General features: G+C 63.4%; 20 protein-coding genes. 12 read left to right on the forward strand and 8 right to left on the reverse strand.

Going from position 1 to position 22,895, the window contains the following annotated elements; all coding sequences use genetic code 11:
• The first annotated feature begins 279 nt into the window (after positions 1 to 279).
• The 5 genes from E4J93_RS03270 (at position 280) to E4J93_RS03290 (ending at position 5,727) form a co-directional block, all read left to right on the forward strand.
• Positions 280 to 1,260: a retron St85 family effector protein gene (locus tag E4J93_RS03270; protein WP_147588047.1), complete on the forward strand. Its 981-nt coding sequence runs from the start codon at positions 280 to 282 to the stop codon at positions 1,258 to 1,260.
• Complete coding sequence (locus tag E4J93_RS03275; RefSeq protein ID WP_147588048.1) at positions 1,247 to 2,188, forward strand: reverse transcriptase domain-containing protein; 942 nt, start codon at positions 1,247 to 1,249, stop codon at positions 2,186 to 2,188. Before E4J93_RS03270 ends, E4J93_RS03275 begins: the two co-directional genes overlap by 14 nt.
• A gap of 1,008 nt (positions 2,189 to 3,196) precedes the next feature.
• The gene (locus E4J93_RS03280) at positions 3,197 to 4,036 is read left to right on the forward strand and encodes a SatD family protein (RefSeq protein WP_147588049.1); all 840 of its coding nucleotides are present in this window, start codon (positions 3,197 to 3,199) and stop codon (positions 4,034 to 4,036) included.
• Positions 4,020 to 4,775 carry a DUF3307 domain-containing protein gene (locus E4J93_RS03285; protein WP_187231589.1) on the forward strand — a complete coding sequence of 252 codons (756 nt, stop codon included), beginning with the start codon at positions 4,020 to 4,022 and terminating at the stop codon, positions 4,773 to 4,775. Before E4J93_RS03280 ends, E4J93_RS03285 begins: the two co-directional genes overlap by 17 nt.
• 166 nt (positions 4,776 to 4,941) lie before the next feature.
• A complete protein-coding gene (locus E4J93_RS03290) occupies positions 4,942 to 5,727 on the forward strand; it encodes an HD domain-containing protein (RefSeq protein ID WP_187231590.1) in 786 nt (261 codons plus the stop codon).
• A 490-nt stretch (positions 5,728 to 6,217) separates the two neighbouring features.
• Here the strand turns inward: E4J93_RS03290 and E4J93_RS03295 are convergent, their stop codons facing one another.
• Together E4J93_RS03295 and E4J93_RS03300 are read right to left on the reverse strand one after the other, a co-directional pair.
• The gene (locus E4J93_RS03295) at positions 6,218 to 7,768 is read right to left on the reverse strand and encodes a glycosyltransferase family 39 protein (RefSeq protein WP_147588052.1); all 1,551 of its coding nucleotides are present in this window, start codon (positions 7,766 to 7,768) and stop codon (positions 6,218 to 6,220) included.
• 21 nt (positions 7,769 to 7,789) lie between these two features.
• Positions 7,790 to 8,920, reverse strand: coding sequence for a glycosyltransferase family 2 protein (locus E4J93_RS03300; protein WP_147588053.1), 1,131 nt, complete (start codon positions 8,918 to 8,920; stop codon positions 7,790 to 7,792).
• 375 nt (positions 8,921 to 9,295) lie between these two features.
• On the opposite strand from E4J93_RS03300, the gene glmM reads away from it, so the two are divergent.
• On the forward strand, positions 9,296 to 10,639 hold the full coding sequence (gene glmM, locus E4J93_RS03305) for a phosphoglucosamine mutase (RefSeq protein ID WP_147588054.1): 1,344 nt from the start codon (positions 9,296 to 9,298) through the stop codon (positions 10,637 to 10,639).
• Between the two features lie 161 nt (positions 10,640 to 10,800).
• Complete coding sequence (locus E4J93_RS03310; RefSeq protein WP_147588055.1) at positions 10,801 to 11,688, forward strand: DegV family protein; 888 nt, start codon at positions 10,801 to 10,803, stop codon at positions 11,686 to 11,688.
• 146 nt (positions 11,689 to 11,834) lie between these two features.
• On the opposite strand, the gene E4J93_RS03315 is transcribed toward E4J93_RS03310, so the two are convergent.
• Complete coding sequence (locus E4J93_RS03315) at positions 11,835 to 12,962, reverse strand: hypothetical protein (protein WP_255431893.1); 1,128 nt, start codon at positions 12,960 to 12,962, stop codon at positions 11,835 to 11,837.
• A 247-nt stretch (positions 12,963 to 13,209) separates the two neighbouring features.
• Between E4J93_RS03315 and E4J93_RS08075 the strand changes: the two genes are divergently transcribed.
• Positions 13,210 to 13,356 carry a hypothetical protein gene (locus tag E4J93_RS08075; protein ID WP_222705685.1) on the forward strand — a complete coding sequence of 49 codons (147 nt, stop codon included), beginning with the start codon at positions 13,210 to 13,212 and terminating at the stop codon, positions 13,354 to 13,356.
• Here E4J93_RS08075 and E4J93_RS03320 read toward each other — a convergent pair.
• From E4J93_RS03320 to E4J93_RS03340, 5 genes are all read right to left on the reverse strand, one after another.
• Positions 13,353 to 14,288, reverse strand: a complete 936-nt coding sequence (locus E4J93_RS03320; RefSeq protein WP_147588056.1) for an RsmB/NOP family class I SAM-dependent RNA methyltransferase — start codon at positions 14,286 to 14,288, stop codon at positions 13,353 to 13,355. The genes E4J93_RS08075 and E4J93_RS03320 overlap by 4 nt on opposite strands.
• A 77-nt stretch (positions 14,289 to 14,365) precedes the next feature.
• Positions 14,366 to 15,112, reverse strand: a complete 747-nt coding sequence (locus E4J93_RS03325; protein WP_147588057.1) for an energy-coupling factor transporter transmembrane protein EcfT — start codon at positions 15,110 to 15,112, stop codon at positions 14,366 to 14,368.
• Positions 15,105 to 16,898 carry an ABC transporter ATP-binding protein gene (locus tag E4J93_RS03330; protein ID WP_147588058.1) on the reverse strand — a complete coding sequence of 598 codons (1,794 nt, stop codon included), beginning with the start codon at positions 16,896 to 16,898 and terminating at the stop codon, positions 15,105 to 15,107. Before E4J93_RS03330 ends, E4J93_RS03325 begins: the two co-directional genes overlap by 8 nt.
• 73 nt (positions 16,899 to 16,971) lie before the next feature.
• On the reverse strand, positions 16,972 to 17,535 hold the full coding sequence (locus E4J93_RS03335; RefSeq protein ID WP_147588059.1) for a hypothetical protein: 564 nt from the start codon (positions 17,533 to 17,535) through the stop codon (positions 16,972 to 16,974).
• A gap of 376 nt (positions 17,536 to 17,911) precedes the next feature.
• Positions 17,912 to 18,829: a diacylglycerol kinase family protein gene (locus E4J93_RS03340; RefSeq protein ID WP_147588060.1), complete on the reverse strand. Its 918-nt coding sequence runs from the start codon at positions 18,827 to 18,829 to the stop codon at positions 17,912 to 17,914.
• A gap of 254 nt (positions 18,830 to 19,083) precedes the next feature.
• On the opposite strand from E4J93_RS03340, the gene rnd reads away from it, so the two are divergent.
• The 4 genes from rnd to xseB all read left to right on the forward strand — a co-directional run bounded on the left by rnd (position 19,084) and on the right by xseB (position 22,815).
• A complete protein-coding gene (rnd, locus tag E4J93_RS03345; protein WP_147588061.1) occupies positions 19,084 to 20,217 on the forward strand; it encodes a ribonuclease D in 1,134 nt (377 codons plus the stop codon).
• Between the two features lie 64 nt (positions 20,218 to 20,281).
• Positions 20,282 to 20,980: a zinc metallopeptidase gene (locus tag E4J93_RS03350; protein ID WP_147588062.1), complete on the forward strand. Its 699-nt coding sequence runs from the start codon at positions 20,282 to 20,284 to the stop codon at positions 20,978 to 20,980.
• A 102-nt stretch (positions 20,981 to 21,082) separates the two neighbouring features.
• Positions 21,083 to 22,543, forward strand: a complete 1,461-nt coding sequence (xseA, locus tag E4J93_RS03355; protein ID WP_255431894.1) for an exodeoxyribonuclease VII large subunit — start codon at positions 21,083 to 21,085, stop codon at positions 22,541 to 22,543.
• Positions 22,544 to 22,545: 2 nt separating this feature from the next.
• Complete coding sequence (xseB, locus tag E4J93_RS03360) at positions 22,546 to 22,815, forward strand: exodeoxyribonuclease VII small subunit (protein WP_147588064.1); 270 nt, start codon at positions 22,546 to 22,548, stop codon at positions 22,813 to 22,815.
• Positions 22,816 to 22,895: the final 80 nt, after the last annotated feature.

The following is a 22,895-nucleotide window of genomic DNA, read 5'->3' on the forward strand; positions in this document are numbered from 1 at the left end:
GTTGCCACAAACGTAAACGTAACATCTTAGTGCTAGTATAAGATACAAGCAAATAAGGTCGCAGCGATATCTATTACCGTCATATTGAGGTGTCCGCCGTTAAGGATGGACTAGAGATATCATTTACCCTTTCGTGCTTGGACGATTTCCGTTCTCTCGTCCTTCACCGGGGGGTTCAGGACGAGAGAACGGAAATCGCCCAAACAGTGCGGCCTTATTTGTTGCATTCTGTGCGATTCAGCGCTGTTCTATCTCGATTCATAAAGGGGCGTCTAAGCAATGGAGTGTATATATCCAGAAGATGTTCGTGAATTGAAATCTTTCATTCGAGAAAGGCGAGATTTAGGGAATAGGCCAATTTATATTTTTCCTTGTGGCGGCGATGAGAAAGAACATGTATCTAGAAAACACCTGAGAGGGTATCTCAAAAGAGCCAAATCCCCCTCTCTCCATAACGTGATTTGTCTCACTGCAGAGGATGTTGCGACCCGCAATGAGCTTGCAGATTTAAGCTTGGTTCAGCAGGAGGCGATTCTTGCGGATATATGCGATTGGATTCTGATATTTGCAGAGAGCGTCGGGTCAATTTGTGAGCTGGGTATTTTTAGTTCTTTGCCTCATGCGCTCAGAGTTACCTCCGTTGTGATTGATGAGAGGTATAAGGACGAGAAGTCCTTTATGGCTGATGGTCCTGTGCGAGAAATTGAGAAATCTGGGAAATTACTCAATCAAGTGTTTTATGCGAACTTCGATTGCGTTTTTTCTAATCCGAAGCTAGAAGCTTTCATCAATGATTTGAGGGATCATATAAAAAATGATGGTGGAGAGAGAAGGAAATATAACGACGATGTGTCCAATTTAAATGTAGGATCCCTTGTCCACGAGCTCATGGATTTGCTTCAGATTGTCGGGCCGATTACGTCGGCCGATTTACTTAATTTATACTGCGAACTAAAAGGATTTACTGCGAAAAGCAAGATGCGCATCAGTTCTCCGACCCTTCAAGCTGATATGAAAAGTACGGTTAGCATTTCGTTTGAACAAGTGATATCCATCATGGATGCTGTTGGAATAATACGACAGCAAAAACGAGCTAGAGATCGAGCTAGAGATAAGCTTTATTTGACACCAGCTGTACATTTGGAGTCATATTTCATGTTTAAGTCGACTGATTCGAGAGAGTTCGCGCGTATACGTTCTCGTATTTTGCTCCGGAAACGTAGGAAGGGCATTTGGGGCGGTAAAAATGTCTATTGTTGAGGAGATCGCCTCGGATCTTGGCTTCAGTAAGTCTTACATAAAAGAAATCGCCGAAGGAGCAGGTGGTCGTTATAGAAAAGTTCTTCTGAACGGTAGGCGCATCGATGTCCCTTCCAGCGATCTTAAACTTGTGCAAGGATGGATTGCCTGTCTATTGCAGGAATGCATGCCCTGTGACGCAGGCTATATTACCGCCTATGAACCTGGTAGGTCTGTTATCAGCAATGCCCTCCTGCATTCGGAAAACGCCCATTTGATCACTTTGGATATAACTGGGTTCTTCCGTTCGTGCACAACGGAAATGGTGAAATCAGTTTTTTCTCAACTTCGATTCGTCAGTCACGGTAGCAATAACAAGACTGCGGTATCAAAAAAAGACATCGAACTGTTAACACAGCTTTCCTGCTACCGGGGGTCGTTGCCGATGGGCAGTCCTTGTTCGCCTGGTATCGCAAACAGAATCATGGTTCCCGTTGATCAAGAGATTATCCGTGTGCTTCCTCCTGACTGTAGCTATTCGCGCTATTCTGACGATATAGCAATCTCTTCATCTCAATGGTTGGATATACAGGGGATTGTTGGGCTCCTCGAGGTCGTATTGGCAGAATATGGCTTCAATGTAAACCATAAAAAAGTTCATTGTTACGGCAAGGGCGATGCAAGGAAGATAACTGGCATCTATATTCATCCAGATGGAACGCTTGGGATTGGTAAATCAAGAAAGGCCTTGCTATCCAGGTCGCTCTATTTGTTGCTAACCAGGCAAACTGGATCAGCTTCTGAATTATTGGGGCATTTAAATTTCTGCAAGCAGGTTGATCCCGATCTATTTGTGCGCCTCATTGCTAAGTATTCGTCGTATGGGGTTGCAGTTGAGTATGGAGGCGTAATGCCAGCTTTAGTGGAGATGGCGAACAGGGAAGGGTGACGTCCGCCTCAATTGCTCTATAGTCCATTAGGCTATAAATAATATGCTTTCACGACAGTGTGGAGGTATCTTTCCGTTGGCTGCGATTCGAGCCTGTATGTTCCCCGTGTTTTCGATTGTCTTGCTTCGATGCCTAGGCTCGGATTTATAGGTCTACCTGCTTCTTTCGTCTGCTGCGAAGAGGTTCAGGGAAAGGCGACTCATGCTTGCGATTTGTTTCAACGATCTGGATAGCGTCATATACAACACTTCGTGTATTTTAACAACGTGATGTCGCCCGAGTTGCTGAATGACGAGTTCGATCAAAGGATGATAAGCTCAATCGGCGGCACAGTGTTTGGTGGACTAATGCGGTGGAAGTGCTTTTAAAAACCTTGCGGACTTTCCGACGGCCCCATAGGCCGCCTTCTGGCGCGGCTGCTCGTCCTGCGGCGTCGCGTTCAGGTGGCGGTGGCGCCCACCACGTGCGCACGACGGCGGTTGCGCTCGAGTGCCGCAGTCGTGAAGCGCCACCCCTTAAGTTTGGGCATACGCATGGTCATCTCGCCAGAGCTCGTAGTCAGGCCCTGACTGCGGCGGTTGGACGATGTGCCTTCCGCTTGGCAGCGTGCTACTAGAGAGCGGCACAATTGATCAGCGACGGATCGACTCCGGCAAGGTCGGTAGTCGTGAGTACCGCGCTATCGAGGTCTTACAGGGTGCCGCCGATTGCGGCCCTCAGGACGATCCGTTACGGTTCCTGTTCATCTCCGTCTTGAGGGACCCTACATCGTGACTTTCTAAGATGACGCCGTAGACACGACCAACTTCATCGCCGCTCTTTCGTTTGTCTAGTCTTTGCGTTATTGGGTGCTGGAACAGATGGATCAAGGTCCTCGTGCTTCAGTTGCGACAGAGCAGTATCGCCGTTCTTTATCCAAAAGCAAAGAAAAAGCGCGCTATATCAAATAGCAAAGAATAACTGTGCTACCATGAAGTCGTTCGAATACCTGCGAGCAGGGGGTGGCCATGCAGCAATGTGCAGCGCTTATGGTGGATATCCGCGATTCGCGCAAGATGACCGAAGCGAGACGGCAGGGCGTGCAAGACGTGATGGGCGCCTCGCTCGCGTATCTCAATGTCTTGTTTCGAAATGATCTGTTGCGAGAGGTCGTCTTTAGTGCGGGGGATGAGGTCCAGGGCCTGTTTGCCAGCGCTGCGGCGGCGTACTTGTACCATCGATCGCTGTCGTTGTTGGTGGTTCAGGCGGATCTTCGCGGGGGCGTGGGATGCGGCGCGTGGGATGTGCAGGTAGCCGATGCACCCTCTACGGCGCAGGATGGCACGACGTACCATCACGCGCGCGATGCTATCTCCTATGCCAAGAAAAGCAGGTTGTACAACTTCGCCATTTCATCTGGCGACCCTTCGTCGCTGCATACGGTGTCGGCCAACTATCCGCTCTTGCTATCTGCCCAGCGTACGACGCGGCAGGCGTTGCTCGCGCGTCAGGTCGAGCTGCGCTATCCCATGGCGCTCCATGTGGCTGATGCCGCCTGTGAGCCTGCCCGCGCCCGACTGTCGGAGCTGCTCGACGTTATCGATCGCGTCGAGGGGTGTGCCGGGTGCTTTGACGAGGACGCGTGCCTTCAGCAGCCCGTATCGGTTGCCGATTTAGATGAGGCGGGCGTCCTTGCACTTCCGTCGCAGCTGTCCGGACTGTCGTATAGGATGGAACAGGGCGCCGGCCGTACCAGGCAGTCTATCGACAGGTTGCTGGACGGCGGCATGGTGAATCAAGAGCGCGTGGCCGCGGCATTCGTGGCGCGCGCGCTGCTGGAAGAGGAAGCTGGTGGCAATCGTGGGTGAGGCGCTGTGCTTGCTGCTCGCCGGGGACGCGGTGGGCGATTTCTGGTTGCAGTCGGATGATCTTGCGAGCAAGAAAGATCGCTCGAGCGCAGCGATGCTACGACATGGTGCCATCTATGCGGCGGCCATGGCGGTGGCTGCCGCCCTCGTCGCTATCGGCTTGCGGTGCGATCCATGGGCGGCGCTGGTTGCTTGGGCCGGCCTGGGCCTTGCCCATGCGCTCATCGATGGCATCGCGCGTCCCGTGCTGAAGCGCCTCTGTCCCGGCGACCTGCGTCGGTTCCTTCTGGATCAGGCGCTCCATCTCATCTGCTGCGTTCTGGCGGCCCTGTACCTGGCGCCGCGCAGCGCGGTCGGGCTCACGCCATATTGGAGCGAGACTTTGGCATGGGCCGCGTCTCTGCTGTTGAGCGGCGCGCCCGTATGCGTGCTGGTCAAGCTCGTGCTGGGCGAGCTTCGCGAAGTGGCGCACGATGCTTCCAACGATACGGTGCGGCCGGGCGAGCCCGTCAACTCGGGCCGTGTGATCGGCATCCTCGAGCGCCTGCTGGTCTGCACGCTTACGCTGCTGGGGGAGTTCAGCGCCATCGCCTTCGTCATCACGGCCAAGAGTATCGCCCGCTACGAGAAGATGAAGGACGATAAGGTCTTCGCGGAAATCTACCTTGTAGGCACCCTCGCCAGCGTGGCGGGTGCCATCGCGGTGCCGCTGTTTGTGCGCTGGATGGTGGCGCTGTAGGGTGCACGCGGCGCATGTGCGGCCGTTCCGCGGAAGCGCGGGCGAATCGTAGCCTGCCGCGTGTTTTGGCAGATCGGAGCCGGAGCGCGTCGCTGCGCTGGCTCACAGGACATGTGCTTGCAGGCAGTGCGATGTGATGACGAATACATGAGAGGTTGGCGTATTGGTGGACCAGGGATTTAGGAATGCTGCGCGCGATGCGTTTGGTTCGTATACGGCTCGCTATGACGGTGGCGACGAGCGTATCGCTCTCAAAATCGAGCACACCTATGAGGTCGCAGCACTTTGCGAGCGGATTGCCTGCGATGAGGGTTTGGACGCTAGAGATGTGGACCTGGCGTGGCTGTGCGGACTGTTGCACGATATTGGCCGGTTCGAGCAGCTGCGTCGTTGGAATACGTTTAGCGATGCGGCGTCGTGCAGCCATGCGATGCTCGGGCTGGATGTATTGGGGACGGAGCTTGTTCACTTTACGGATAACGCAGCGTGGACGCCTCTTATTCGCAAGGCAGTGGCGCACCATAGCGATTACCGACTGCCTGTAGACCTAAGTGATCGAGAGCACATCTTCTGCACTATAACGCGCGATGCGGATAAGGTCGATATCCTGCGTGTGTTCAACCAGTCGAGTTGCGATGCCGTGCTGGGTATGGCTCCGGGGGAGTTTTGCCATGGCCGCATCTCGGATACGGCGCTCGTCGGGTTTAGGGAGCGGCGTTGCCTCTCGCGCGATGAGCGCGTGGAGTCCCTTGACGGACTGCTGGGCACGGTGTGCCTCGTTTTCGAACTGGAGCATCGCGCGGCACGGGCCGCCGTATGCGAGCGCGGGTATCTCGAGCACTTGCTGGACGCCCCATTTGGATTGGACGCCGTTTTCGCTAACGTGGTTACGCAGGATCGCTGGAACGAAGTGCGTGCCGCCATGCGTGCGTGGGAGAGCGCGCAGGGATAGGTATCCATGCGTAAGAGGCTCCTCTACACGAGGCGGCTGAGGGAAGCGGTGCGGAATACCGTCCAAGCTTTTTCGTCCAAAAGAAAAATCAAAATGTTGCGCAACAAATCGTAGGGAAGTGCGCATAGACTAAAGGAAGCCCGCCTCCGCGTTTCCAATGTGTACCGAGGGTCTTTATGTTTACACTTTGTGCGGAGCGAATCTTGGCGCCCCTGGGCGAGGTGCCATCGGTTGCGCGTGCACGCGCAACCCGCATAACGCCGTGCCATTCGTTTCGCTGCCAGGCACGGCGTTCTTTTCGGCCGGTCCATCGGGGGACCGGCCGTTTTTGTTTGCCGGCGCGTGCGTTATGGCGGTACGGGGCGTGCGATGCACGATGCGCATGGATCGGCCGGACGGGCACGATGGGCGTCGTTGCCGTCACGCTGCTGCGCGCATCAAAACGCAGCGGGGCCCGAGCACGCTGCTGCGCGCCCGGGCCCCGCTGCGGCTAATCGGCCTTCTCTATGCGGTACAGGTTGACGGGATACTTCACCACGATGCCGGAGACGCCGGTATCGACCGCGCGGTATCCCTGCCGCTCCAGCGCCTCGTTGGCGGCGTCCAGGCTCTCGGGGCTTTCCAGCAGCAGCCAGTACGTGGTGTCCGGCGCAAGCTCGGGCGCATGTGCGGCATCGAACGGATCGTTGGCGTTTTCGGGGAGGTACACCGAGAGCACGGTCCAGTCGAGCGCGTAGGTATCGGTGAGAACGGTGTCGCCGGGCTCGATCAACTCCTCGAGCTTCTGCATGGTCTGCTCGTGGAACTCGAAGCGGCCGAAGGCGTTGGACGTGCTGCGCGCATACGAGGGCGCGCCCACCAGCGCCACCGCTAGGGCGATACCCCAAACGGCGCAGGGCCTGTCAAACGCGCGCGCCGCCATGACCCCCAGCATGATCCATGCAATGGGGGCGATGGGGAAGAGGTAGCGGGTGATAAGGAAGGGATGCACGGCGTGGGAGAGGCCCAGGCCCACCAGGATGGTGCCAAGCCACGCAAACATGCCCGCGCCCAGCCAGGTGCGCAGCACGAGCGACTGCTCGTCGTCCTTTGCGCGCGTGGATGCGCGCGTGGCGTACATGGTGTAGGCGAATAGCGCGAAGAAGCCCACCAGCAGGATCTGGCCCAGAAGCGGGCCGCGGCCAAGCTGGAACGGGAACGTGAGACAGGTTGCAAGCGACGGGATGTTCTGCAGCCAAAAGCCGTCGGATGACCGCTTGAAGGTGTCAAGCAGGACGAGCAGCCAGGGAAGGTAGGTGGCAAGGGCGCAGGCGCAGGTGGCGACCATCTTGCCCACGTGCGCGCGTCGCGCGAGCGAGACGACCATGAGGGCGAAGAGGATGAGGCCCGCGGCGAGAAAGCCGTAGTAGTGGCAGTAGGATGCGAGCGCCGCGCTCAGGCCCAGCGCGATATGCGCGGGCCATGCGTGCCTCTCCAGGCAGGTGTACAGCAGGCAGAAGCTCGCGAACACGAAGAAGGCCGTCCAGGAGTACATGCGCAGCTCGGTGTTGTACGTTACGGCGTTGTGCATGAACGCCCAGCACAGCATGGTGCACGCCGCGGGACCGGCTCCAAACTTCCTTCGAACGAAGGTGGCGCACAGGGCGAGCGACGCCCCATACGGGATGAGCGATGCCAGGCCATAGGCCCACGCCTGGTCTCCAAAGATGCGGTAGAGCACCATGAGCACCGCGTAGAAGAAGGGCGGGTGCACATCGGCTGCCGTGGCATCGAGCATCTCCTTGAAGCCCATGTGCGAGAGCAGGACCGAGAAGCACTCGTCGCTCCAGAAATCGTAGGTGAAGATGCGGGGCACGTAGATGCCAAGCAAGACGACGGCCAAAAGCGCGACGAGAACGGTTCCAAGCCGGCCCGTCTTGCGAGCGGTGCCGGCATCGGCGGTTGCGAGGGCGCCGGTGGTCGCGGCGGGGTGCGTCGAGGGACGGGCGTCTGAGGCGTCGGCACCGGCGCTGCGTGCGGATGATGCGAGGTGGTTGTGCATGGTGCTACTTTCTGGGGCTGGCTAGCGTTCGGACGTGGACGCGCGGCGATTCGTTGGCGTGCGGGATGCGTGCGCGCTGCCCGGTTCGGGGCGTTTCGGTGCTGCGGGGGCGGTGTCGCCCTGCCATGCCGCCGTCGTGGGCTGCGATGCATCGCACCACGCGTGCGCGCGCGGCTCCACGTTGGTCTCGCGCACGAGGTAGAGCGGACGGCGCTTGGTCTCTAGGTAGGTCTTGGCGAGGTACTGACCCATGATGCCCAGGCATAGCAGCTGGATGCCGCCGAGGAACGTGATGATGCACGCCAGTGATGGCCAGCCCTGCACGGGGTCGCCGAAGAGCATCGCGCGTACCAGGATGACCAGCATGGCCAGCAGCGCCGCGATGCACAGGACGATGCCGGTGAGCGAGGCGAACGACAAGGGGGCGGTGGAGAAGGCCACGATGCCGTCGAGCGCGTAGAGCAGCAGCGAGAAGAAGCTCCATTTGGTCTCGCCGGCGGCGCGGTCCGTGTGCTGGTAGGGCACCCAGACGTTCTTGAACCCCACCCATCCGAAGATGCCCTTCGAAAAGCGGTTGTACTCGCGAAGCGAGAGGATCGCATCTACCACGGGCCGCCGCATGAGGCGGTAGTCGCGCGCGCCGTCCACGATGTCGGCGGTCGAGATCTTCTGGATGATCTTGTAGAACTGGCGGGCGAAGAACGAGCGGATGGGCGGTTCGCCGTCGCGGTTCACGCGCCGGGCCGCCACGGAGTCGGCGTGTTCGCGCTGCAGGGTGCAAAACATCTCGATGAGCAGCGACGGCGGATCTTGCAGGTCGGCGTCGAGGATGGCGGTGTAGGCGCCGCGGGCCGCGTCGAGCCCCGCGTAGATGGCGGCCTCCTTGCCGAAGTTGCGCGAGAACGATACCCAGCGGATGGCGAGGCGCCCTTCGAGCCGGGGGTGCGACGGCGGGTTGGCGGGCAGCGCCTTCGCCACCTCGAGCGTGCGGTCGCGCGAGCCGTCGTCCACGAAGATCAGCTCGAAGCGCAGGTCCTCGTCTACGCGCTGGAGGAGCTCGTCGAGGGTCGCGGCGACCTCGTTATAGAACAGCGGGAGGCAGTCCTCCTCGTTATAGCAGGGAACTACCAAAGACAGGAGCTCGTCGTGCATATCGGTCACCTTACCGCCCAACCCTATGATGTTCAGTCGATATTCGAGTATAGCGAACTATCGCCCGGGCGTTCGACTGCTGCTTCCATACGGGGAGGGCTGGCTGCGGATGCGGGGCGCCCCGCCGTCGCTCGATTCGAAAAACACTCCATACATGTAAAGAGTTTGCGCGGGCGTCGCCCTCGGCTACGCCGCTGCTATCATATAAAGCGTTCCCGCGTGCTGCGTGAAACGCGAACGGTTGCCGTTTTTCTGCAAGCGTTTCGCCGGCGTCCCGGGTGCCTTGGCGGCTTCCCGCAAACGCGGGCGCCGCGGTGGTGCCGGCCAGGGGGCGCGCGCTGCATGCGCACCGTATGAAACGGAAAGGTTGTTCTTATGAAGTATTTCGGCACCGATGGCTTCCGCGGCCGTGCAAACGAGGGTCTCAACGTTGACCACGCCTATAAGATCGGTCGCTTCGTTGGCTGGTACTATGGCGCCCGCCAGGGCAAGAAGGCCCGTATCATCATTGGCAAGGACACGCGCTTGTCCAGCTACATGTTCGAGTCCGCGCTGGTGGCCGGCCTGGTTGCCAGCGGCGCCGATGCCTACATGCTGCACGTCATCCCCACGCCCGGCGTGTCCTACGAGGTCGTGGACGGCGCCTTCGACTGCGGCGTCATGATCACGGCGAGCCACAACCCCTACACGGACAACGGCATCAAGCTGGTTAACTGCGAGGGTTACAAGATGGACGAGGACGTCTTGGAGCTCGTGGAGGACTACATCGACGGCAAGTCCGAGGTTCCGCTGGCCACCGGCGAGAACATCGGCTGCACCGTGGATTACATGCAGGGCCGCAACCGCTACATCGCCCACCTTATCGCTAGCTGCGGGTTCTCGCTGCAGGGTATGAAGATCGGCCTGGACTGCGCGAACGGCTCTGCCTCCAGCGTCGCCCGCCCGGTGTTCGACGCCCTGGGCGCCGAGACCCATGTGATCAACAACGCGCCGAACGGCTACAACATCAACGTTGCATGCGGCTCTACGCACATCGAGGGCCTGCAGCGCTTCGTGGTGGAAAACGGCCTGGACGTGGGCTTTGCCTACGACGGCGACGCCGACCGCTGCCTGGCTGTTGACGAGCGCGGCCGCCTGGTAGACGGTGACCTGATCCTGTACGTGTGCGGCACCTACATGAGCAAGCACGGCCGCCTGGCCAAGAACACCGTGGTTCCCACCGTGATGGGCAACTTCGGCTTCTTCCGCGCCCTCGAGGCCGCCGGCCTGAACTACGAGAAGACCGACGTGGGCGATAAGTACGTGTACGCCTGCATGCGCGAGAACGGCTACAACTTCGGCGGCGAACAGAGCGGCCACATCATCTTTGGCGACCTTGCCAAGACCGGTGACGGCATCCTTACCTCGCTGCGCGTCATGGAGGTGCTGCGCGCCGAGCGCGAGAAGCTCTCAGAGCTCACGCGTCCGGTCAAGCTGTACCCGCAGCAGCTGGTGAACGTCCGCGTGTCCGACAAGGACGCGGTGATGAACGGCGAGGACATCAAGGCCGCCATCGCCGAGGCCGAGGCCTTCCTGGAGGGCAACGGCCGCGTGTTCGTGCGCGCATCCGGCACCGAGCCGCTGGTTCGCGTGCTCACCGAGGCTCCCGACGACAAGCTGTGCACCGAGGCCGGCGCCATCGTGCTGAAGGCCCTGGAGAAGTACAAGCTCGCCGATTAGGGCCGAGCTCGATCGATTGCAAAACGGGAGGGGTCGCCGTTCAAGGGCGCTCCTCCCGTTTCTTTCTGGTGTCTTTTACTTCAGGCAGATAATGTACAATTGTACTAGGCTATTATGGCATGGTTTTGTTTCCCTACGTATGCACCAGAGGGGAGCCTGGTATGAATTCGTATGTTCTGACCTGCTGTTCCACTAGCGATTACCCGCGCTCGTTCTTCGAGGGGCGCGATATTCCGTACGTGTGCTTCCACTACGAGATAGATGGCGAGCAGTATCTGGACGACCTGTACGCATCGTTTTCGCCCGCGGATTTCTATGCGCGCCTGAAGGGCGGGGCCGAGTCCAAGACCTCCCAGATCAGCATGGGCGAGTACGTCGAGTTTTGGGAGCCCTTCCTGCGCGACGGCAAGGATGTGCTGCATGTGACGCTGTCTTCGGGCATCTCGGGAACGTATAACTCGGCGTGCCTGGCCGCGCGCGAGCTGGAGGCGCGCTATCCCGACCGCACGGTGCGCGTGCTGGATTCCCTGGCGGCGAGCTCGGGTTACGGGCTGCTGGTCGAGCTGCTGGCCGACCGCCGCGACGAGGGCGTTGGCCTGGACGAGCTGGTTGCATGGGGCGAGCAGATGCGGCTTCGCGTGAACCACTGGTTCTTCGTGAGCGATCTGGACTGCTTGAAGCGCGGCGGCCGCGTGTCCAATGCGTCCGCCTTGGTGGCCTCGGCGCTCAAGATCTGCCCGGTTATGAACGTGGACGCAACGGGCCGCCTGGTACCGCGCGAGAAGATTCGCACCAAGAAGAAGGCGACTGCCGAGCTGGCCCGCCTCATGGTGGAACTCGCCGAGGGCGGCATCGGGTACGACGGGCTGTGCCGCATCTCCCACTCCGATTGCCGCGAGGACGCGCAGAAGCTCGCCGAGCTGGTGGAGGAGAGCATTCCGCCGCTGAAGGGCAAGATCCAGATCTGTGACATCGGAACCGTGATCGGCTCCCATACGGGCCCGGGCACGGTGGCGCTGTTCTTCCTGGGCGTGGAACGCGCGGACTAGCGTTTTGGGTCCGAGCTGCTGTACGCGGGGCTTCTCGATAGATATGAAGAAAGCCGCATCTCGATGAGGTGCGGCTTTCTGTGTTACAGGCGGTTGCGGCGGGGGCTCTGCGTGCCCGGATCGCTCGTTGCGGGGTTGGGACGGCGTTACAGGAGCCGTTCTGCCAGCATGGCGGCGAGGGCGGGGATGATGGCGTAGCCGGGGCGACCCTTGCCGCGCGGGAAGAAGAAGCCCTGGCGGTTCTTGCGCAGGCGCTGGCGCGGCGAGTGGGCCTTGGCGATGGCCTCGTCGGTAAACGGAACGTCGGCGCGGGCGCTCTCCATGGGGTTCTCGGCGCTGGCCTTGATGGGGTCGATAACGGGGCCGCCGGCGGGATTGACGTCGGCCTCGCGATAGCGCTTCATCATGTCCGCCTGCAGCTGCTGGGCCGAGGGCGGCGTCCAGATGACGGCGTTTGCGCCGGCCTCGCGCGTCTCGCGCACGGAGAGGGACGAGCGTCCACCCGATGCGATGAGCGGCATGTTGGGGTAGATCTCGCGCAGCTGGCGCAAGACGTTGGGCGTATCCTTGCCCGCGGCCACGTTGAGGATCTTGGCGCCCGCCTTGACCTTGGCGCGGGCCACCTCGTCGCACCGGATGACCGTGGCGATGACCGGGATATCGATCATGCTGGCGATCTGCTCGACCATCTCGGGGCTGGCGGGGGAGTTCACGATGACGCCCGCGGCGCCCTGCATCTCGGAGACGGCGGCCAGCTGCACGGAGCGCTTGCCCGCGGTGGTGCCGCCGCCCACGCCAACGAATACGGGGCATTCGGCCACGGTGAGCAGGGCCTGCGTGATGGCGGGCTGCGCGGTGAAGGGGTAGACGGCGAAGATCGCGTCGGCGTTGGAGTTGCGGATGACCGCTACGTCGGTGGTGTAGAGCAGCGACTTGATGCGGCGGCCGAACAGGGTGAAGCCGCTGCACTCTTCCATTTCCTCGGGTACCGAGAGGGCGGCCTTGCGGAGCCGGCCCTCGATGGGCGCCGGCTCGAGCGGAAGCACGCCGCCGGGCGTGACGGCGGTGACGGGCTCGGCGAATTCCTCGGCGAACTCGACTTCGGAGAAATCGATGGTCGCCTCGATGTTCTCGGGGACCTCGGCGGGTACCTGGACCGGGGGCTCGACGGCCTGCATGGGCGCATCGGGTCGAGGATCGGGCTGCTGGGTTACCGGCTGACCGGACCCCTCGGGCGTGTACGGCGCCTGCTTGTCGGTATGCATGGAGTCCATGGCGTCCCCCTTACGTCAAATGGTTGGTTTTACACGTAATGCGCGAAAACACAGTCGGTTTTACCCGAGCTGAATGAGCTTATACCGAATCGCTATGCGAGTCCATGCCGAATCCGCGGATGGTAGCACGGTTCTTTTTACGCCGTGTTATCGAATGCGGATGCGCCGGAGCCGCCCGTCTGCTAGCCTGGTAGGCTGATGGCGATCGAGTGCGCGCGGCGCTTTGCCCGCGCTGGCGGAAACGGCGGTGACGCGTATGAACGGCATGGTGGTTGTTGGTCCGATGCTGCTGTGCACAGGCGCGGTTTGCGGCGTCGGCCTGCTGTATCTGGCCATCACGTCCCTGCGCGACGCCCGGCGCTCCGGCCGACGCGGCGATCGCCCGCGCGACTAGCGCGCCCGTTTCTTTATAGCGGCGAGGAAGAATCCCTCGTAGAGCCTGGTGGGGCATACCGTGATCGCGCCCTCGTCCAGGCGGCAGGGCAGCTGCGGGATATCGTCGAGCGCTTCGGCCGACAGGTCGACCGCGGCGAGCTCGCAGTCTTTATGGCGCTTGAGGGCTCCGCATACGATGTCCTCGTTTTCCTGCGGAAGCACCGAGCAGGTGGAGTAGATGAGCGTGCAGCCGGGCTTGAGTACGGTGAGGCCGCGATCGAGCAGGGCCGCCTGGGCCTTGGTGACCTTGGCGAGGAGCTGGGGCGTGATGCGCTTCGCTGCGCGCTCGTCGCCCGCGCGCACGGTGCCCGTTCCGGTGCACGGCGCGTCGAGGAGCACCTGGTCGAACGAGAAGAACTCGTCGAGGCGGCGCGCGTCGGTGCGCATGACCTGGGTGTTGCGCACGCCCATCTTGGCCAGGTTGTACTCGAGCTTCTCGGCGCGGGGCACGTTGAGCTCGCATGCCATGATGCGCGCCTCCCCGTGGCTGAGCGCGGCGAGCTGCGAGGTCTTGCCGCCGGGTGCGGCGCACATGTCCAGGACGTCGGCGCGGGGCTGCGGGCCAAGCGCGAGCGGCGGCAGCATCGACGAGAGGCTCTGCAGGTAGATGCCGCCGGCGCGGTAGATATCGAGCCCCCACAGCTCGCGCTCGCGGATGCCCTCGGCTATGAACGCGTCCGGGTACCAGGGCACGGTGCCGGCCGAGATGCCGGCTTCTCCGAGGGCCTCCAGCACGTCCTCGGCGCTCGCCTTGAGGGTGTTGGCGCGAAAGGTCACGGGGCGGTCGTTGGCGGCGGCGAGGCCGTCGGCGATGCGCTGCGCGTGGTGCTCGTCATATGACTGGGCCATCTGTTCCACGAGGAATGCGGGAAGGCCGGTTGCTTCGTCCATGGGTGCTCCTGTCATCGAATCGTATGGAACCATTGTTGCAGAATCGCGCCCGGGGGACAAAGCGCGCCGCGCCTCGCCTAGAGGAGCGCGCCCGCGCAGACGAGCGCGGCTGCCGCGACGCAGGCGGCCATATCGGCGCCGCGCATCGGATAGCGCTTGTAGGCGCTGTCGCGCCCGCGCAGGTAGAAGCCGCGCTGCTCGGCTGCCAGCGCGCTGGCGTCGGTCTTGGCCACCGACGAGAGCAGCAGCGGAATGCAGAGCGGCAGCATGAGCCGCATCTTCTTGAGCGGGTTCTTGGTGTCGAACGCCACGCCGCGCGCGGTCTGGGCCTCCATGATGGCATCCATCTCCTGGCTGAATACGGGAACGAAGCGCAGCACGGTGGTGAAGGCGAATGCGTAGTGATAGGGGACGTGCAGGACCTCGACGCAGGCGTTGGCGAGGTCGTTGGGGCGGGTCACCATGAGCGCGAGCACGAGCGGCAGGGCCACGCCCAGCAGGCGCAGGCTGGCCCGCGCGCCCGAGGCGACGCCTTCCGTGGTGAAGAAGGCGAAGAGGGGGGCGCCGCCCTGGACGAAGACCGATTGCAGCACGAGCATGAGCAGGGCGAGGGGCGCGAGCACCCGTAGGAGCGAGGCGAGGCGACCGAGCACGCCCGCGTAGGCTCCCAGGGCGAGCGTGAGCGCCAGGAGCCCGATGAGCGCGGGGAAGCTTTGCGCCAGGAAGGTCGCGACGATGATGCCCGTGGCGAGCGCGAGCTTGCTGACGGGGTTGAGGCGGTGCAGGAACGTGGCGCCGTCGACGTAGTCGATCACGTTAATCATGGTGGATCAGCTCCTTGCAGGTGGCAACGATATCGGAGACCTCGGTGATGGGGGCGAAGCGCGGCGAGACGCGCGCGGCCAGCTCGCCGGCCAGGGCGCAAACCTGGGGCGGCGCGATGCTGGCGGCGTCCATGAGCGGGGCGTTCGAGAACACCTCGCGCGTCGTTCCCGCGCCGATGATGCGGCCGCCCGCCATGACGACCAGGCGGTCGGCGAAGTCCGAGACGACCTCCATGTCGTGGCACACCATAAGCACGGCGCTGCCGCGGCGGGCCATCTCGCGCACGGCGCGCATCACGGTCATGCACTCCCTATAGTCGAGGCCGCTGGTGGGCTCGTCGAGGATGACGAGCTTCGGATCGAGGGCGACGACCGAGGCCAGGGCCACGAGCTGGCGCTGGCCGCGCGAGAGCGCGAACGGCGCGCGGTCGGGGTCGAGGCCGAAGCGCCGCGCGGCCTCTTCCGCGCGGACGCGGGCCTGCTCGGCGGGGGTGCCGTGGAGCTCGAGGCCGAAGGCGATCTCGTCGCGGACGGTTTCTTGGCAGATCTGGCGGTCGGGGTTTTGGAAGAGCGTCGCGGCGTGCCGGGCGATGTGCGATACGGGCGTGCTTCGGGTGTCCAGGCCGGCTACGAGCACGCGCCCGCCATTCGGCTTGAGCAGGCCGTTGACGAGCTTGGTGAGGGTCGTCTTGCCGGCGCCGTTTTGACCTACGACGCCTACGATCTCGCCCGCGCGCACCTCCAGGTCGAGGTCGCGCACGCTGCTGCCGCCCTGGGGATAGGCAAACGATGCGCCCTCGATCCGCAGGGTCGCGGGAGCCGATCCGCCCGCGGCGCCGGCGGGGTCGGGGCGGCTGCAGGCGGTCCCGCCCGCCATGGGCTTGCAGGCGGGGCCATGCGGTGCTGCGACAGGCACTGCCCGCTGTTCGCTACCGGCAGAGACGATCGATTCGACGAGCCGGACGGCCTCGTCCACGTTGAGGCACGGACGGCTCTCGCGTGCAAGGCCGCGCTCGACGAGGCTGTTGTACACGCGCGTCACGCGGGGGCAGTCCACGCCTATGCGCCGCAGGGCCCGGGCGTGCGCGAACACCTCGCGCGGAGCGCCGTCCAACGCAATGGAGCCATCGTCCATAACCACCACGCGGCTGCAGTATTCCGAGAGCAGCGCCACCATCTGCTCGACCACCACGATGGTCACGCCGTGGTCCCGGTTGATGGCGCGCAGGGTGTCGAAGACGAGGCGGGCGCTGCCGGGGTCGAGGGCCGAGGTGGGCTCGTCCAGAACGAGGACGCGCGGCCGGAGCGCGAGGATGGCCGCGATGGCGACCTTTTGCTTCTGCCCGCCCGAGAGCGTGGCGATCTGGCGTGCGCGCAGCTCGCGGATGCCCGTGGTGGCAAGCGCCTCGTCGACGCGCGCCTCGATCTGCTCGCGGGACACGCCGAAGTTCTCGAGGCCGAACAGCAGCTCGTCCTCGACGACCGAGGCCACCATCTGCGCGTCGATGTCCTGTCCCACGCTTCCTACCGTACGGGCGATGTCGGTGAGCGTGATCTCGCAGGTGTCGTGTCCGGCAACGTGGACGGCGCCGTAGAGGGCGCCGCGGTGATGGTGCGGTATGGCGCCCGATAGCGCCGCGGCCAGCGTGGACTTGCCGGCGCCCGAGGGCCCGATCACGCCCACGAACGCCCCGGGTTCGATCGCGAGCGTGACGTCGCGAAGCGCGGGCTCCTTCGCATGCTGGTAGAAGAACGAGACGTGGTCGAGGGTGATGATGGGGTCCATGGCTGCCTTTCGGTGAGGGGCGGACGAGGGAGGTGCGGGCCGCGCGTCGTTTCGCGCGGGCATCGGGCGGCCGTTACTCGTCGATGCCGAGCGTGGTGCGAACGGGTCGGTAGAGCGCTTGCACCAGCAGGGCGTTGAAGACGGCGGTGGCCGTCACCACGGGCAGCATGGCGGCTGCAAGCTGGGTTGCCGCGCCCACCAGCGCCATCTTGATGCACATGAATATGACGCCCGAAAGCATGGTGGTGACGAAGGTGCCCGCCAGGGGTGTGATGCCGGCGGCGCGTCCGCGCATCCCGAGGCAAACGATGAGGGCCATCGCCACGGCCGCCGCGCCCTCCGCGGCGAAATCGATGAACGGCGAGGTGGTGGTGAGCTGGATGATGGCGGCCGACATGATGCCGATGGCAAGGGCCTGGCGCAGCGTGGGGCGGATGAGCAGGATGGCGAGGCAGAACGCCGAGACGATGAACTCGGGGCTGATCATGCCCGCCGAAAGCGCCGAGATGGCCTTGCCCACGGTGAAGTTGAGGATGAACCCGGCGGCAAGCAGGATGGCCAGCAGGACGAGCGAGCGGACATCGAGGTTCGCGCGGGCGGGAGCGGTGATGGTGCGGGGCTGGTCGTAGGGGGTCATGCGGGGTGCTTCCTTTCTGGCAGGGCGGCGTCGCTGCGGGCGGGGCGGGTGGCGGGGAGCTTGCCATCGGGGGATGGGGCGGGATGGGGGGCTTTGGAAAAAGAAAAAGGCCCCCGGTCAAACCGGAGGCCTTGGTTGCGCTACAGGGGCTGGGGCGCGATAGGACTCACCTTTGACCGACCGAGATCGCATCGTGCCACCACCAGTTGTTGAGAGAGGCGTTCATCGTGCTCTGCATGGTGTTGGCTCCTTTCGGTCCGTCGGGGGCGGGGCGCCCGCTGTACTTGGGCGAGACTATAGCACACGGCTCGCGCCGCGCAAGGAACGATTGCGTATCGTTGCGGATACGTTTCGCCGAACGGCGCGGCCGGCGAAGCTAGGCGCCGAGTTTGGAGAACTCGTCGACGATGAGGTCGAGGCAGGCGGGCAGGGCCCGGGCGCTGAACGAGCCGGCGTTGCTGGGAATGAGCTCGCCATCGAACTGCATGCCCAGCGAGGGCGTGCAGGTGATCGCGGCCTCGCGCGCCTGGAAGAGCGTGAACTGCGGGCGGCCCAGGCCGGTGCCCGCGCGGTCGAGCACGCCCGCCAGCAGCGTGGGCAGGAGCTCGACCGTCTTGGCCGGCTCGATCACCGCGATGTCGATGAGGCCGTCGTTCATGTGGCATCCGGGGAAGAGGTTGATCTCGTTTTGGATCACCGACGTATTGCCCACCATGCATCCGATGCCGTCGAGCTCGTGCGTTTCGCCGTCGCATTCGATGGTGAAGTGCGCTACCTGCGGAGAGGGCGTTGCCAGGGCCGAGAGCATATAGGCGATCTCGCCCATCTCGCCCTTCGTGGCCTCTGCTTTCTGCATGATGGTGGCGTCGAAGCCCGTGCCGGCTATGATGATGAATCCGTGGCTGCGCTCGGCTCCCGTCTCGTCCACCCAGCTCATCTCGCCCATATCGGCCTTCACGGTGCGCCCGGCGCGGCACGCCTTGGCAAGCGCCGCGGCCTCGGGCGCGTTGCCGATGTTGTTGAAGAACAGGTTGGCGGTTCCCGACGGGAATACCAGGATGGGCACGTGTACGTTGCGCAGGCAGTTGAGCATGTTGGAAACGCTGCCGTCGCCACCCGATACCACGATGCGGTCGAAGGAGGCCGCATCGCTCGTGGCGTCCTCGGGCTCCATGCCCACGCCTATGAAGCGCATGACGATTTCATCCCCCGGCGCGCTGAGCGCGTGGGCGAAGGCGAAGATCTCGTCCGAACGCGGGCCGGATGCGGGGTTGTGGATGATGAGGAAGCGCATGCGGAATTCCCTCCGAAGGACGCGGTGCTCTTAAGGACATTATCGGCTTTTCCTACCCGATACAGCGGATTGCAAGCACTGTGTGCCGTGATTCGGCGTTTCTCCACGGCATGTCCTCTATATTCCGTGGCGCTTGCATGTCTTCTGCCGCGCGAACGGCAATCGCGATAGAATGAAAACATGTGTGCGGCTCCCTGCTGGAACGGGCGCCGCGCAGTTCGTCGTTCGCCTGTGATCGAGGGGTTCTTTCACGTATGTATATTTCCACCAGCGCCGACCTTCTGGAGTTTTGCACGCGGGCCCGCACGTTTGACGCCGTGGCCGTGGATACCGAGTTCCTCCGCGAGCGCACCTATCATCCGCGCCTGTGCCTGGTGCAGGTGGCCACTCCCGATGAGTGCGCGGTCATCGACCCGCTGGCGATCGCCGACCTCGCCCCGCTTCGCGACCTGCTCGCCGATGCGGCGGTGACCAAGGTGTTCCATGCCTGCTCCCAAGACATGGAGGTCCTGCACCACGCCCTGGGCGTGCTGCCCGCCCCCATCTTCGACACGCAGGTGGCCGCCGCCTTTTTGGGCGAGCGCGTCCAGACGTCTTACAACAGCCTGGTCCACGCCTTTTGCGGCATCACGCTTCCCAAGAGCGAGTCGCTGACCGACTGGTCGCGCCGTCCGCTCACGCCCGAGCAGCTCGAGTACGCTGTCGACGACGTCCGCTACCTCATCGTCGCGTTCGGCGCGATCCGCGAGCGCCTCGAGGAGCAGGGCCGCCTGTCGTGGGTGCTCGACGAGCTGCGCCCCCTCACCGAGCTGAGCCACTACGAGGTCGACCCCCGCGCCGCCTTCAAGCGCGTGAAGCGCGTGAACTCGCTCACGCGGCGCCAGCTCGCCGTGGCGCGCGAGCTCGCATCGTGGCGCGAGCGCAAGGCCGAGCAGGCCGACATCCCGCGCAAATGGGTCATGCCCGACGAGGTCCTGCTGGCGCTTGCCCGCCGTCCCCCGCAGACGCCCGACGAGCTCAAGCGCATGCGCGGCACCGAGCAGCTCTCCGTGCAGGACGTCGCGGCGATCATCGCCGGCGTCGAGCGCGGCGGCTCGTGCCCGGCGGAGAAGCTCCCGTTCCTGCCGCGTCCCCATAAGGCGCCCGCGCCCGAGCTGGAGAGCGTCATCGACCTCATGTACGCCCTTATCCGCCTGGTGGCCGAGCGCTCCGGCGTGGCGACGTCCGTGATCGCCTCCCGCGACGAGCTCATCGACTACGTTTCGCATCCCGAGCGCAGCCGTCTGCGCGAGGGCTGGCGCTTCGAGCTGGTGGGCACGCTGATCGACGATCTGCTCCAGGGCAATATCGGTCTTACGGTGAAGGATCGGGCGCTCGAGATCTTATAGGTCGGCACCGCCCGATTTGGGGTATAAGGCGTTCCGTCGGTCCGATATGCAAGGAGATGCACGCATGTTCTATCCGTACTACGGCTTCGGCTACGATCCCGCCTATATTGCCCTGGTGCTGATCTCGCTGGTGCTGGGTATGCTCACCCAGGCTTACATCAATTCCACCTATAAGAAGTGGTCGCGCGTGCCCTCCGGCGGCGAGAGCGGCGAGCAGGTGGCGCGCCGCATGCTGGACGCGAACGGCTGCGAGCGCGTGGGCATCCGCAGCGTATCGGGCCACCTCACCGATCACTACGACCCGCGCGACAACAACCTGTATCTCTCGCACGATAACCTCGGCGGAGGTTCCGTTGCCAGCGTGGCGGTGGCGTGCCACGAGGCCGGCCACGCGGCCCAGCGTGAGCAGGGCTACTTCATGATGAAGGTGCGCCATGCGCTGGTCCCCGTGGTCAACTTCACCCAGAACATCTGGATGCTCGTGTTCTTGCTGGGCGTGTTCATGAACGTGTCCGGCCTTACCAGCATCGCCGTGGCGCTGTTCTCGTTCACCGTGATCTTCCATCTGGTCACCCTCCCGGTGGAGATCAACGCCTCCCGGCGCGCGGTCGCCTATATCGAGCAGTCCGGTATGGGCGCGGTGAACGTTCGAGGCGCGCGCCAGGTGCTCACGGCCGCGGCCCTTACCTACGTTGCCGCCGCGCTCACCTCGGTGCTGCAGCTGCTGTATATTCTTGGTCGCACGCGCTCCGAAGACGAGTAGGCGCGACGGGGCCATCGATGTTGCGAATGCGTGTCTGCGCGTCGTGCCATACTGGTACGCAGCAGGCACGCATTTTGCTTAAGAAGGAAGGAGGCGATGCGCGTGAACGGTTGGAATCTCACGGGTACCGCTTCGGCGCCATCGAACGCCGACCGCGGTGCGCTATCGGTTTCCCAAGCGGTCGATATGGCCGCGGGTGCGCTCGATGCGATCCCGCAGATCACCGTTTTGGGCGAGGTCACGGGGTTTCGCGGGCCCAACGCCCGGAGCGGCCATTGCTATTTCCAGATAAAAGACGATTCATGCGCGATGGACTGCATCATCTGGAAGGGCTCGTATGCCAAGCGCACGTTCGACCTGCGCGATGGCATGCAGGTGCATCTTACCGGCCAGTTCAACCTGTATAAGGCCGTCGGCAAGATGAGCTTCGTGGCGCGCTCGTTCGCCCTCGCGGGCGAGGGGCTCTTGCGCCAGCAGGTTGCGGAGTTGGCTGCGAAGCTGCAGCGCGAGGGCCTCATGGACGATGCCCGGAAGCGCCGCATTCCGGCGTTTTGCTCGCGGGTGGCCGTGGTGACCTCGCTGTCCGGTGCGGTTATCGACGACGTCAAGCGCACGCTGCGTCGTCGCAACCCGCTCGTCGAGCTGATATGCGTCGGCTCGAAGGTGCAGGGGGAGGGCGCTCCCGCGGAGCTGATCGAGGGCCTGCGGCGCGCAGCCTCCATCGACCCCGCGCCCGACTGCATCCTGCTGGTTCGCGGCGGCGGCTCGTTCGAGGACCTGATGACCTTTAACGACGAGGCGCTTGCGCGCGCGGTGGCGGCGTGCCCCGTGCCCGTCGTCACGGGCATAGGCCACGAGCCGGATAACTCGATTTGCGACATGGTGGGAGACCGGCGCTGCTCGACCCCCACGGCGGCCGCCGAGTCGGTGGCGCCCTCGATGGCCGAGCTGGCCGATGTACTCGAGGCCCGGTCGCATCGGCTGTGCCGTGCGCTGGATGCCACGGTCCTTGCCGGCAACGCCGCCCTGGATACGGCAAGCCGTCGTGCCGACCGTGCGCTCGGGGCGCATCTCGCCCGTTTGCGCATGGCGCTCGATGCGGCCGCGTCCCGCCCGTGCCTCACGCGCCCCGATGCCGTGCTCGAGCAGCGCGGGGCGGATCTCGACATGACGCAGGACCGCCTCGTTGCGGCCGGGACCCGCATGCAGCACCGGATGCGCGAGCGGCTCGATGTGCTTGCCTCGCGGTTCGAGGGAAGCACGTCCGGATTGGCGCCGCTTCGCCATGAGCTGGCGTTGTCGGCTTCTCGGCTGGAGCACGCCGGAGCGGCCATGACCGGACGAGCCGCGTCCGAGCTGGCGGCGCAAGCGGGCAAGCTCGACGCGCTCTCGCCGCTCAAGGTGCTTTCGCGCGGATACTCCATCGCCTACGGAGAGGACGGCGTGGCGACGCGCGCTGGCGCGTTCGCGCCGGGCGACGCGCTGCGCGTGCGTATGGCCGACGGCATGGTGTGCGGAACGGTTTCGCAGGTAGAATCCAATGAGGACAGAACGGAGAACTAACCATGGCAGAAGAGAAGAAGAAGGTCGAGGAGCTTTCGTATAAGGAGGCGTCCATCGAGCTCGAGGGCATCATCCGCAGCCTCGAGTCCGGCGAGCTCGAGCTGGAGGAGTCGCTCGAGTGCTATACCCGCGGCGTGGAGCTGCTCAAGAGCCTTCGCACGCGCCTGGCCGACGCCGAGCAGAAGGTGTCCGTGCTGATGGCCGACATCGACGGCGCGGACGCGCTGGTTCCCGCCGAGGCAGCGAGCGACGAGGACGCGCTGAGATTCTAATTCGCTAGAAGCCCGGGGAGCAGGCAGGCGTTTTACGGGCTTATCGCCACGTTCGCGTCCGCGCATCCGGGCGCGCGAGA

Source organism: Collinsella sp. BA40 (assembly GCF_008014645.1).
GTDB lineage: Bacteria > Actinomycetota > Coriobacteriia > Coriobacteriales > Coriobacteriaceae > Collinsella.

Bases quoted from the DNA above. Each gene is read 5' to 3' on its own strand.
- E4J93_RS03270 (WP_147588047.1), top strand. From the start codon at position 280: ATGGAGTGTATATATCCAGAAGATGTTCGTGAATTGAAATCTTTCATT.
- E4J93_RS03275 (WP_147588048.1), top strand. From the start codon at position 1,247: ATGTCTATTGTTGAGGAGATCGCCTCGGATCTTGGCTTCAGTAAGTCT.
- E4J93_RS03280 (WP_147588049.1), top strand. From the start codon at position 3,197: ATGCAGCAATGTGCAGCGCTTATGGTGGATATCCGCGATTCGCGCAAG.
- E4J93_RS03295 (WP_147588052.1), bottom strand. From the start codon at position 7,768: ATGCACAACCACCTCGCATCATCCGCACGCAGCGCCGGTGCCGACGCC.
- E4J93_RS03300 (WP_147588053.1), bottom strand. From the start codon at position 8,920: ATGCACGACGAGCTCCTGTCTTTGGTAGTTCCCTGCTATAACGAGGAG.
- glmM (WP_147588054.1), top strand. From the start codon at position 9,296: ATGAAGTATTTCGGCACCGATGGCTTCCGCGGCCGTGCAAACGAGGGT.
- E4J93_RS03310 (WP_147588055.1), top strand. From the start codon at position 10,801: ATGAATTCGTATGTTCTGACCTGCTGTTCCACTAGCGATTACCCGCGC.
- E4J93_RS03315 (WP_255431893.1), bottom strand. From the start codon at position 12,962: ATGGACTCCATGCATACCGACAAGCAGGCGCCGTACACGCCCGAGGGG.
- E4J93_RS03320 (WP_147588056.1), bottom strand. From the start codon at position 14,288: ATGGACGAAGCAACCGGCCTTCCCGCATTCCTCGTGGAACAGATGGCC.
- E4J93_RS03325 (WP_147588057.1), bottom strand. From the start codon at position 15,112: ATGATTAACGTGATCGACTACGTCGACGGCGCCACGTTCCTGCACCGC.
- E4J93_RS03330 (WP_147588058.1), bottom strand. From the start codon at position 16,898: ATGGACCCCATCATCACCCTCGACCACGTCTCGTTCTTCTACCAGCAT.
- E4J93_RS03335 (WP_147588059.1), bottom strand. From the start codon at position 17,535: ATGACCCCCTACGACCAGCCCCGCACCATCACCGCTCCCGCCCGCGCG.
- E4J93_RS03340 (WP_147588060.1), bottom strand. From the start codon at position 18,829: ATGCGCTTCCTCATCATCCACAACCCCGCATCCGGCCCGCGTTCGGAC.
- rnd (WP_147588061.1), top strand. From the start codon at position 19,084: ATGTATATTTCCACCAGCGCCGACCTTCTGGAGTTTTGCACGCGGGCC.
- E4J93_RS03350 (WP_147588062.1), top strand. From the start codon at position 20,282: ATGTTCTATCCGTACTACGGCTTCGGCTACGATCCCGCCTATATTGCC.
- xseB (WP_147588064.1), top strand. From the start codon at position 22,546: ATGGCAGAAGAGAAGAAGAAGGTCGAGGAGCTTTCGTATAAGGAGGCG.